Source organism: Roseibium sediminicola (assembly GCF_023156505.1).
GTDB classification, from domain to species: Bacteria; Pseudomonadota; Alphaproteobacteria; order Rhizobiales; family Stappiaceae; genus Roseibium; species Roseibium sediminicola.
In genome coordinates this window covers 255,467-266,626 of record NZ_JALNMJ010000007.1, presented here as the reverse complement: position 1 = coordinate 266,626, position 11,160 = coordinate 255,467, and the positions used below count along the sequence as shown (strand labels likewise).

10 protein-coding genes are annotated in these 11,160 nt (G+C 59.5%); 6 read left to right on the top strand and 4 right to left on the bottom strand.

The annotated features are described in order from the left end of the window. Window positions 1-88: 88 nt before the first annotated feature. Entirely contained in the window at window positions 89-646 is a 558-nt protein-coding gene (locus M0H32_RS12730) for a hypothetical protein (RefSeq protein WP_248154497.1), read from the bottom strand. A gap of 139 nt (window positions 647-785) precedes the next feature. Then, on the bottom strand, window positions 786-1,367 hold the full coding sequence (locus tag M0H32_RS12725) for a hypothetical protein (protein ID WP_248154495.1): 582 nt from the start codon (window positions 1,365-1,367) through the stop codon (window positions 786-788). 713 nt (window positions 1,368-2,080) lie between these two features. On the opposite strand from M0H32_RS12725, the gene M0H32_RS12720 reads away from it, so the two are divergent. Continuing rightward, window positions 2,081-2,803, top strand: a complete 723-nt coding sequence (locus M0H32_RS12720; RefSeq protein WP_248154493.1) for a helix-turn-helix transcriptional regulator — start codon at window positions 2,081-2,083, stop codon at window positions 2,801-2,803. Between the two features lie 3 nt (window positions 2,804-2,806). Beyond that, on the top strand, window positions 2,807-3,316 hold the full coding sequence (locus tag M0H32_RS12715; protein ID WP_248154491.1) for a hypothetical protein: 510 nt from the start codon (window positions 2,807-2,809) through the stop codon (window positions 3,314-3,316). 110 nt (window positions 3,317-3,426) lie between these two features. Here the strand turns inward: M0H32_RS12715 and M0H32_RS12710 are convergent, their stop codons facing one another. Continuing rightward, window positions 3,427-4,920, bottom strand: coding sequence for an aldehyde dehydrogenase family protein (locus tag M0H32_RS12710; protein WP_248154489.1), 1,494 nt, complete (start codon window positions 4,918-4,920; stop codon window positions 3,427-3,429). 2 nt (window positions 4,921-4,922) lie between these two features. After that, a complete protein-coding gene (locus M0H32_RS12705) occupies window positions 4,923-6,029 on the bottom strand; it encodes a mandelate racemase/muconate lactonizing enzyme family protein (RefSeq protein WP_248154487.1) in 1,107 nt (368 codons plus the stop codon). Window positions 6,030-6,345: 316 nt separating this feature from the next. On the opposite strand from M0H32_RS12705, the gene pdxR reads away from it, so the two are divergent. The 4 genes from pdxR to M0H32_RS12685 all read left to right on the top strand — a co-directional run bounded on the left by pdxR (window position 6,346) and on the right by M0H32_RS12685 (window position 11,153). After that, entirely contained in the window at window positions 6,346-7,833 is a 1,488-nt protein-coding gene (gene pdxR / locus M0H32_RS12700; protein WP_248154485.1) for a MocR-like pyridoxine biosynthesis transcription factor PdxR, read from the top strand. Window positions 7,834-7,941: 108 nt separating this feature from the next. After that, window positions 7,942-9,018, top strand: a complete 1,077-nt coding sequence (locus M0H32_RS12695; RefSeq protein WP_248154483.1) for an extracellular solute-binding protein — start codon at window positions 7,942-7,944, stop codon at window positions 9,016-9,018. A gap of 141 nt (window positions 9,019-9,159) precedes the next feature. Next, the gene (locus M0H32_RS12690) at window positions 9,160-10,284 is read left to right on the top strand and encodes an ABC transporter ATP-binding protein (RefSeq protein WP_248154481.1); all 1,125 of its coding nucleotides are present in this window, start codon (window positions 9,160-9,162) and stop codon (window positions 10,282-10,284) included. Continuing rightward, the gene (locus tag M0H32_RS12685) at window positions 10,284-11,153 is read left to right on the top strand and encodes an ABC transporter permease (RefSeq protein WP_248154479.1); all 870 of its coding nucleotides are present in this window, start codon (window positions 10,284-10,286) and stop codon (window positions 11,151-11,153) included. The genes M0H32_RS12690 and M0H32_RS12685 overlap by 1 nt, the downstream gene beginning before the upstream one ends. The last annotated feature ends 7 nt before the right edge of the window (window positions 11,154-11,160 follow it).

Here is an 11,160-nt window from a genome sequence, read left to right as displayed (position 1 = left end):
AACCGACCGCCGCAAAACGCGGCGGCGGCACCGCTCGGCCTGAAACCGGTAACCCGACACAATCAGAAAACTGCCCGACGGAAACCCATCAAGCGACAACCCTGTGAGAAATGCGGGCTAGGTCTTCCAGGTCCAAGTTGCCTTCAAAGTCGGTGGAGATGCCGGCATGGCCGCCATGGCCGTACCAGCTGCCATAGTGGCTGGCCCAGGCACTGGAACTTGCGCTCGCGGAACCTTCGGCCTCCAGGCCGCCGGACGAGATGCCGTCGTCAGAGCCGGCTTCACCGCCGTCTGCGCGCGCGGTCTGGTTATAAACCGCGTGGTTGGTAGCGGAGGTGTTTTCCGCCGTGTCGTCGTCGGACACCTGGTTGCTGTTGTTCATCACGACACCGGTGTCGTTGCCGGCGCCATTCAGCGAGTTGTTCAGGATGTCCTCGACCGACACATCGTCGCCCGGGTTGTAGTCAATGTCGCCGTTCACGGAGACCAGCAGCTGGTCCACTTCGACATGGTCACCAATGTCCAGGTCAACTACGTCGTCGTCCATGTCCTTGAAAACCCAGTCCTGATCGCGGCTGTAGCTGTCTTCAAGGGTGACATCGAGATCCAGTTCGAAGTCGGAATAGTGGTGCGGATAACGTCTCATGATCTTAATCCTTTAAATGAAGCAACACGCTCTCGACTGTCCCTTGGGACGTGTCATTGGGAGGGTTGCCCGTGTTTGTTCGCTCCGGATGGTTTTTGGCGGGCCGCTTGAGCGGTCGCGGGTGATCCGGGAGATCGGCTTAGGCGTCGTCTTCGCCGACGGTGTCGGTCAACATGCCGCCGCCGACCACGGTCGTGTCGACGAAATTGGCTGCGACATTGGCACCCTGCACCAGCGAGTTGATGAAGGCGTCGGTGTCGTTCGCAGCGTTGGCAGCGGCAGAGGCGGAACCGGAAACGGTCGCGTCATCGCCTGCCCATGTGCTGACATTGCCACCATTCGCAAAGCCGTCATCTGCAAAGGCGTTGCCGCCATTGGCGTAGGCATTCTGGGTGAACGGCGCGTCGTTCTTCACATAGGTGTCGTTGGCATAGTCGACATCCGAAAGCTGGTTGGCGTTGTTGAGAGCAACACCTGCGTCGTTGCCCTGGCCGCCAAGCGCCTTGTTCAAGGCGTTCTCGATGGAGATGTCGTTGCCCGGATCGAAATCGATCGCGCCCTTGGTGACAAGCAGCTGGTCGATATCCGCGCAATCGCTGAGATCGATGTCGAACACGTCTTCGTCAAGATAGGTGTCATTGACGTCGGTTGTGACCGTCTTGGTCGAAGTCGCTTCGATATCGACGTCGATATCGGTCTTGTTCCAATAACTTCCAAACATGGGTCTGTCCTTTGTTCGGACAGCTCGGCAGATCGTCTTCTATCGATTTGCATTGAGCCGTCGGCTTCCGGCGGAGCTTCGCCGCTCCCGTTCAAATTGAAGATGGCAAAAGAACTTCTGCGCCGAGCACACAAAACGCACTCGAACTCACCTTCAAAAGACAAGAAATATCTGGAAAGAGCATCCTCAAATCACTTGAGAACTTACTCATTCAATAACACTTGCCGAAATCGACTATCTCAAAACAAATGAGAACAAGTAAGCCGGAAATCTTTACTAAATATTAACCATCTAAATTGTGTGAATCCGCACCCTATAAGTAAATCAAACGATAGCAAAAAAGACATTGTTTCAGAAGCGCTTACACTACAACCCTTGATACAACTATATCTAATTATTAATGTAACCTCGGGTAAGGCTGGTGTATACATTCAGAGGGGAAACGCACGAAAATTGCAGGGGGATGCAGTGCATCATATTGATAATATTATTTTTTGGGAACGAGTGCCGACACCTGTCCATTGACGGGCAAGCATTTGCAGGCCGCTTTCGACACAATGCACAGTGGAAATATTTCGCTGCCGGCCAGGTTCTCGAAATCAACGAACAAATCTAGAAAATATTTATTCGCCAAATTTTTTAAGTCCGCTTTTTGGGCACCTGGATGGGATCCATCCGATTTTTTATTCAGATGACTTATAGAGGTATTGGTAATGAGTACCGATGATGTAAGACGAACAGGGTCTATTTTTTATATTGGAGCAGCCGAAAAGTTCCCGCCGGAGCTGGAAGGGTGCATTGAACGCGAAATCGACGAGAGCCGGTTCGTTCGCATAACGGAAAAAAAGGACCTCTTTGAGCGCGATCCGCGAGCCGAATATGCCAAACGTCTCTTCCTGATCGACGAAGATTTCAGCGCCGAGCGGAAGGAAGCCATCGCCTGTTTGCGCCGCTCCTTCCCCGAGGCAAACCTGTGCATGTTGATCAACGATGAAGTCGCCTTTCCGAATATCATCCGGGAATACTTCCAGGAAGACCTGATCAAAAGCGTTCTGCCAATGAACCTTCGCATTGACATCTGGCTTGGCGCGGTTCGGCTTCTGCTGAATGGCGGCCATTACCTCCCGGCGGACGCCATCAAGTACATGGGGCAGGAACCCACACCGGCGCGCTCGTCCCTGAGATCGGTCAGGAGGCCCGGCGTCCGGCGGCAGGCAACACGCTTCAAAACGCTGACCAAGCGGGAAACGGAGGTCCTTCACCTGATTTCCGACGGCTTCCAGAACAAGAACATCGCCGAGAAGCTGTCCCTTTCCGAGCACACGATCAAGCTTCACATTCACCATATCATTTCGAAGCTCGGCGTTTCCAACCGGACGGAGGCGGCGGCGATCTTCCTGCAGGCGGATCAGGGCCATTCGAACCGGGAGACCTAGGAAATGAGCGCGCCGGAAACGTCCGCCAAGACCACCGAATTCGAGACCTTTCTGAACCTTGTCGGGCGTCTGAATTACACCTGGACCAATACAGAGAGCCTCCTGATCCACATGATCGCGGGGCTTGCCGGGGTGACCAAGGAGGTCGCCACAGTGATTTTCCTGACGCTCAACACATCACGTGCCAGGCTGGACCTCGTCGAACGTCTGGCAAAACTGAAAGCCGATCGACCGGATCTGAAGGACGAAATCCTCAGCCTGACGAGCGCCATGCAAAAGGCACTGAAACTCAAGAACAAATACAATCATTGCATCTATTCGTTCGACAATGAGGGGCGCAACGCGTCGACGGTCCTCATGCGTATCAGCGACCTGAAAGGACGCATCGAATACGGCAAGACCAGTCCGATAAACACGCGCGAAATCGGGCTGGTCAAGGACACGATCCTCAAGACCCAGACCGTCAACCGGAAACTCTGGGACTTTTTCGAACGGCACCGGTTTCCCGTCTGATTGCCCATCGGGTTCTGTCCCGGATGCTGCTCCGGAAGTTCCTTAGCCAGCAAAAAAGAAGCCGGTTCGACAAAGCGAACCGGCCTTAGGGAGGTAACTTTGGTTCAAGATCAGCCGATGCGGGCCGCGATGCTCTTGGTCTTGCAGTAGCTCTTCAGACCTTCCAGCCCCTTTTCCCGGCCAAAGCCGGACTTCTTGTTGCCGCCGAAGGGCACCTCGATGCCGCCTGCGAAATATTCGTTGATGTAGATCTGCCCCGCATCGATCTTGCGCGCCAGCCGATGGGCTTTGGCGAAATCCGATGTGTAGATGCCGGCAACGAGGCCATACTGGCAGTCATTGGCGAGTTCCAGCGCATGATCCGCATCCTCTGCGACCTGCACCGTCAGCACAGGCCCGAAGATCTCCTCCTGTGCCAGCTCGTCATCGGCGGCGACAGCGTCAACGATGGTCGGCTCGAAGAACCAGCCCTTGCCCGTTGCCGGATCCTGCGTGATCGATCCGCCAACTGCGACCTTCGCGCCACGTGCCTTCGCCCGGTCGACAAAGCCGGCGATCTTGGCAAGGTGCTCTGCGGAATTGACTGGCCCGACATCCGGCTGTTTCAGGCCATGCCCGAGCCTCAAGGCTTTGACCCGCACGACCAGTTCGGCAAGGAACTCTTCGTGAATGCTCTTCTCGATCACCAGGCGCGAGCCTGCCGAGCAGATCTGGCCGGCATTCTCGTAGATCGCGCCGATGACCCCATCGAGTGCCTGTTCCTTGTCGCAATCCGCCAGCACCACCACCGGCGACTTGCCGCCGAGCTCCAGCACCACGCGGGTGATGTCCTCGGCCGCCGCCTTCATCACCGTCCGGCCCGTCTGGACCGAGCCGGTGAAGGTGATGTGGTCGACTTGCGGATGGGACGTCAGCGGCGCACCTGTTTCCGCGCCGGTACCTGTGACGACATTGCAGACACCGTCCGGCAGACCGGCCTCGCTCAGGATCTTCGCCAGAAGCAGCGCCGTGAACGGTGTCTGTTCCGCCGGCTTGGCGACCACAGTGCAGCCGGCTGCCAGTGCGGGAGCAAAACCGCGCGCGGCCGTCGAAATCGGGAAATTCCACGGAATGATATGCGCGGTCACGCCAACGGGCTCATGAATGGCATAGCCGATATAATTCGGCCCAAGCGGGAAGCTGTCGCCCTGCAGCTTGTCGCAGGCACCGGCGTAATACTCGAACGTCCGTGCGGCACCACGCACATCGCCCATTGCCTCCTGCAGCGGTTTGCCGCTGTCGAGGGTCTCGGTGACGGCGAGGAGGTCGAGGTTCTCCAGGATCAGCTGGGAGGCTTTCTGCAGGATCCGCGCCCGTTCGACCGGCGCCATGTCCCGCCACACGGTTTCGAAGGCCTTTTGCGCAGATCGCACTGCCTGGTCGACATCCTCCGCCGTTCCGGCCGTGAAGCGGGCAAAGGCCTCGCCACGTCCCGGATCGAAACTCTCCAGGGTCCGGTTGTGCGCGGGCCGGGTGAAGGCGCCGTCGATGAAATGACCGAGCGGCAGTGCCGCAAGCGTACCGGTCTCGGCGTATTCTTCCAGAAGTTCGTTGGCAGTTAGCATGCTCAGCGCTCCCAGGAACTGATCTTGTAGGTGGATTTCGCCAGCCATTCCGGATTGATCTCGACACCCCAGCCCGGCGCGTCGGTCACCAGCACGTGGCCGTCGGTGATGGCATAGGGCGACTTGACATAAAGGTCGTACTGCCAGGGGTAGTAGTCTTCTTCCTCGATGGAGAATTCCAGGTATTTGCCCGCATTCGGGATCGCCCGGAGCAGATGCATGGTGAACAGGGTCACCAGCGACAGGTTGGCCGCATGCGGGGTGCAGGGCAGGCCCGCCTCGTGGGCCATCCGCGCCACTTTCATGGTGCGCACCATGCCGCCCAGATAACAGACATCCGGCTGGATCACGTCGACGACCCGCTCGTCGATCATGCGCTTCCAGTCGACCAGCGAACAGTCCTGCTCGCCGCCGGTGACGTCGATCTCCAGCGCATCGGTCACTTGCTTTGTCTGGTCGTAATGCCAGTAGGGGCACGGCTCCTCGTAGTGGGAAATGCCGTTGTCCTGCAGGAACCGGCCGACCTCGATGGCCTTTTTCGGCGAATAGCAGGAATTGGCGTCGACCAGCAGCGCGGTGGCGTCGTTGAAGGCCTTGCGCATGGTCGGCACGATCTCTTCCGTGCGACCCGGCCATTCGTCCTGGTCGCGGCCGCATTCAGCGCCGATGCGGAACTTGAACGCGTCGAAACCGAACCGGTCCTGCTGACGCTTCAGCCGGTCGGCCTCGTCCTTCGGCGTGATGTCCCGCTTCATGGAAGAGCCATAGGCGCGCACCTTGCCCGGCGTACCGCCGAGCAATTCGCAGACCGGCTTGCCTTCGGCCTTGCCGCGCAGGTCATAGAGCGCCGTGTCCAGCCCACCCATCGCCCGGCGCAAATAGGAGCCCGGGAACTTGTGCTCCCGGTCCGGAATGATGTCCATCAGGTGTTCGATTGCAAAGGCATCCTCGCCCAGCGCGTAAGGCGCGACCTGCCGGTGCACCACCTCGGCGGTGATGTCCGCATAATAGGGCGCCACCTGCCCCCACCCGGTCGCGCCACTGTCCGACGTCACCCGGACGAAGCAGACAAATTCATTGGTAAATGTCTCTATGGATTGGATTTTCATGTCTTTTGCAGGCCGTTTTTCCGGCCCTTCCCGGCGGGTTTGTGATTGGCTCTTTGCCGAACCTACCCGGAATTGGACTTGAATTAAGGTCCGTTTTGGGCAAAGTCTCATACCAATTGGGAGAGCTAAAGCATGCCCACTCAATCTAGGATCATTTGATGTCGAAAAGCAGTTCACTCGGCGAGGCGCGCCGCGAAGTGCGATGCCGTAAATCGGTCAAGCGGCGTAACGCTGCCGATGGACTGCTTTTCGACACTCAGCGGGCCGGGCTCTTGCGTTTGCTGACCACGCTGGCTTGCGCTTGTGGTGAAGCGCCATGAAACGGCATGCCGGCGCGGTGCTGTCGTCGATCAAGATCGACAAGAACGCCGACAAGAAAATATCGATCCAGCTCTATATGGCCCTGCGCGACCTGCTTCTGACCGGCGCCCTGACGCCGGGCGACCGGTTGCCGGCGACCCGTACCCTGGCACTGGAAATCGGCGTCTCGCGCACCACGGTCATCGACGCCATCGACCGGCTGATCTCCGAAGGCCTGCTGGAAGCGCGGGTCGGTGCCGGCACTTTCGTCAGCGAAGCGCTGAATGCCCGCCTGGCACCAAAGCCGTCCAGGGAGGTCAGCGACACGGTCGCGGTGGTGCCGCGCCTTTCCCACGCCACCCGTCACGCCATTCCGGATTTCACGACGCGCTCGCGCCTGCCGCACAAGTCCCAGGCCTTTGTCACCGCCCTGCCCGCGCTCGACGCCTTTCCGATGGCACAATGGGCCAAGCTCTCCGCCCGGCACTGGCGCAAGGACCGTGACCACATTGCCGGTTACGGCGAACCCTTCGGCTACATGCCGCTCCGCCGTGCAATCGCCCGCCAGATGAATGCCTCGCGCGGCATCAAATGCGATCCGGAACAGGTCTTCATCACCAACGGCGCCCAGCGAGCCTTCTCGGTGGTCGGCGGCATGCTGGTCAATCCGGGCGAGCCGATCTGGTTCGAAAACCCAGGTGCCATCGGCGCCCGCAACGCCTTCATTGCCATTGGCGCCCAGCCGGTTCCGGTCGATGTCGATCTGGAGGGCCTCAGCGTCGAGGACGGCCTCGCCAAGGCGCCGCATTTCCGGCTTGCCTTTGTCACGCCGTCTCATCAGCAACCGCTTGGTCATGTCATGAGCCTGCCGCGCCGGCTGGCGCTTCTGAAAGCCGCCAACGAGGCCGACGCCATGATCGTCGAGGACGATTATGACGGAGAATTCTATTACGGAGACCAGCCGCCACCGACCCTGAAAAGCATCGACACCCATGGCCGGGTGATTTACGTCGGCACGTTTTCCAAGTCGCTCTTCCCGGCGCTCCGGCTCGGCTTTGTCCTGGTGCCGGAAGGCCTTGTCGACAGTTTCGAGAAGGTCTGCCTCACCTGGCTGAGCGGCGTGCCCACCGTTACCCAGGCGATTGTCGCAGAATTCATGGACGAGGGCATGTTCGCCACCCACATCCGCACCATGCGCCAGCTTTACAAGAGCCGGCACGACATCCTCCTGGAAGAGGCCCAGAGCCTGGCGGGCGACATCGACGTCCAGCCGACCAGCAGCGGCTTTCACGCGGTCGGCCTGTTGTCTTCCAGACTGGATGAAGGCAAGCTGGTTGCCAGGGCCGCCGAGCATGGCATCACGACCGTGCCGCTGTCGCGTTATGCGCTCAAGGACATTCCGCAGCGCGGCATCGTGCTCGGTTTCGGCAGTTGCGCGCCGGAAGAGATCCGCAAGGGCGTGCAGGTCCTGAAGAAAATCCTTCTGGGATGCTGCACCGCCTAACAATGCCCTGCGGGCAATTGGACTGCTAAATTATCTGCAATGGATATATTTGGCAGGCCAATTCAATCCTAGGCTTTTTGCGATGCTGCGTGAATTCAGGAGGACGTCATGCATTTAAAGACAACACTTACTGGCCTTTTGGCCGCAACCATGCTTGCCGGCGCAGGCTCCGCCCAGGCGGAAACCCTGCGCCTTTTGACCTGGGGCTCCTATGCGCCCGATGAACTGGTCCAGAAATTTGAAGAAGAATACCCGGACATCGAAGTCGAAGTCACCTTCTCCAACAACGAGGAAATGATTGCCAAGCTGCGCGCGACCGGCGGCGCCGGCTTCGACCTCGCGCAGCCGAGCCATGACCGCATCTACGCCGCTCAGCTGGAATATGACATCTATAAGCCGATGGATCTCAGCAAGATCGACACCGGCGTGATGGAAGGCAAGCTGCTCGACGGCGTCAAGGCCAACACCACCATCGACGGCGAAGTCTATGCCGTGCCGCACCAGTGGGGCACGTCCGGCCTGATGGCCGACAAGACCAAGGCACCGGACCTCAAGAGCTGGGCTGATCTCTGCGATCCTGCCTACAAGGGCAAGACCTCGATGCGCCTGAAGCGCACGATCCTGCTCGGCACGGCCTATTCGATGGGCGAAGACCCGTTCGCGGCCTATTCCGATCTTGAGAAATACCAGGGCATCCTGGACAAGGTCGCCGACAAGCTGATCGAGTGCAAAGGCAACATCAAGGCCTATTGGCAGGGCGGCGACGATCTCTCCGCCATGATGCTGTCCGGCGAAATCGTCGGTTCGGAAACCTGGGATTCGACCGCTTACAAGCTGTTCGACCAGAACCCGAACATCGTCTTCGTGCCGCCGAAGGAAGGCGCGCTTGCCTGGATCGACACCTTCGCTCTGCCGGCCAAGGGCAAGGCCGATGACGCCGCCTACAAGTGGATCAACTTCGTGCTGCGTCCGGAAAACGTCACGCTGATGTCCGCCAGCACCGGCGCCATCGCGGCCGTCAAGGGCGGCAAGGATCTGCTTCCGGAAGACAAGAAGGCCGCCGTCAACGCCGCCTTCACCGATGCCGACATCGACAATCTCAAGTTCTTTGCCAACATTCCTCCGGGCGTCGAGGACATGGAAGGCAAGACCCTTGAGAAGATCAAGGCAGCCACCGGCGGCTAAGCCCGCCGACGTCTGACGACACCGAGGCTGTCAGGTGCGGAACGCTCTGACAGCCTCTTCTTCAAATGGGTCTCCGAGCCCTGAAACGAGGACGCCGCAGTGAACGGCTGTCCCACTCCTATCCTTCCAGCTGGCGCATTCATGAAACAAGACAATCCGACCTACGACCTTGAGTGTCTCGACATTGCCAAGAATTTCGGCTCCGTGCGGGCCGTGAAGGGCGTTTCCTTCGACATTCCGAGCGGCTCTTTCTTTTCCATTCTCGGGCCGTCCGGCTGCGGCAAGACCACGTTGATGCGCATGATCGCCGGCTTCGAGGAACCATCGGGCGGCGACATCAAAATCAAGGGCAAGTCGGTGCTCGGCGTGCCGCCCAACCGGCGCAACGTCAAGATGGTGTTCCAGCACCTGGCGCTGTTCCCGATGATGAATGTCTACGAGAACATCGCCTATGGCCTCAGATGTGCCGGCTTCGGCAAGGACCACATCAGGCGCAAGGTGCATGACGTTTTGGAACGCATCGCCCTGCCCGATGTCGCCGAACGCGAGATCCACCAGCTTTCCGGCGGCCAGAAACAGCGCATCGCCATTGCCCGCTGCATGGTGCTCGACCCGGACGTCCTGTTGCTCGACGAACCGCTCGGCGCGCTCGATCTGAAGCTGCGCGAGGCGATGAAGATCGAGCTGAAGCTGCTGCAGCACCAGTTCAACACCACCTTCATCTACATCACCCACGACCAGTCCGAAGCGCTGGTGATGTCCGACAATGTCGCCATCATGAATCAGGGCGAGTTCGAGCAGATCGGCACGCCCCAGGAACTGTACCACCGGCCGAACACCGCCTTCGTTGCCGGCTTTGTCGGCGACAGCAACCGCTGGTCCGGCACCGTCAAGGCCAGCGACGGCACCGGCGGCAAGGTGGAAACCGAGCAGGGCCTGCCGATGAGCTTTTCAGCCGGGGCCGGCCAGACCATCCGCGACGGCGCCAAGGTCGACATTTTCGTGCGGCCCGAATTCATCCGGACCGTACGCACGGCTGAAGCCGCGGCAATCGCCGCCGACGGCGACAACCGCATGGACGGCGTCATCGACAGCCTGCTCTTCAACGGTGCCAACAGCCGGGTGCTGGTGCGCACCGGCAGCGGCGAACTGATCGAATCCGATGTTACGCTGACCGGCGACAACGACCTGAAACCCGGCGAGGACGTCTCGCTGGTCTGGTCGTCGAAACAGGCCATGTGTTTTGCCCGCCAGGAGAGCGCGTGATGCAGAACAAGGACATCAAACGGCTGACGCTGATCCTCTTGTTCGCCCCTTTCGCGCTCTGGATCCTGCTGCTGATCATCCTGCCCCATATCGGCATGGTGGTGCTGTCGCTGAAGGAAAAGGTCGCCCCGCGCGTCTATGAATACAGCTTCGCCAACTACCTCGACTTTCTCCACGAGCCGATCTACTGGAACACGCTCCTGCGCACGGGTTCGATGTCCCTGCTGGTGACGGCCCTGGCGCTGCTGATCGGTTTTCCGATTGCCTATTACATCGCCAAGATCGCGGGACCTCGGGCGCGTGGCGGGCTGTTCCTGCTCTGCCTGATCCCGCTCTGGGTCTCGGACCTGATCCGCTCCTTCGGCTGGATCCTGCTCCTGCGCGAAACCGGGGTGATCTCCAACTTCCTGCTCTGGACCGGGTTGATCGGCCAGCCGGTGGAGTTTCTCTACAATGACGCCGCCGTCATTGTCGGCCTTGTCTACACCGTGATCCTGTTCATGATCGTACCGCTGGTCTCCACCCTCGACGGCATGGACAATTCCATGATCGAGGCGGGTTACAATCTCGGCGGCAACGGCTTCACCGTGCTGCGCCGGATCATCATTCCCTATGCCATGCCGGGCATCGTCGCCGGCTGCATCGTCACCTTCATGCTGTCGGCCGGCTCCTACCTGACACCGATCCTGCTCGGCGGCAAGAATTCGAGCTGGTTCACCGAGCAGATCTACAACCAGTTCATCACCCGCTTCAACTGGGAGGGCGGTGCCGCCTTTGGCATGCTGTTGCTACTCTTCACCTCGATCGTCATCTGGCTCGGCCTGAAGCTGTCCGGACAGACGCTTGCCAACACCGTTGCCAAGAGCTGAGGAGGTC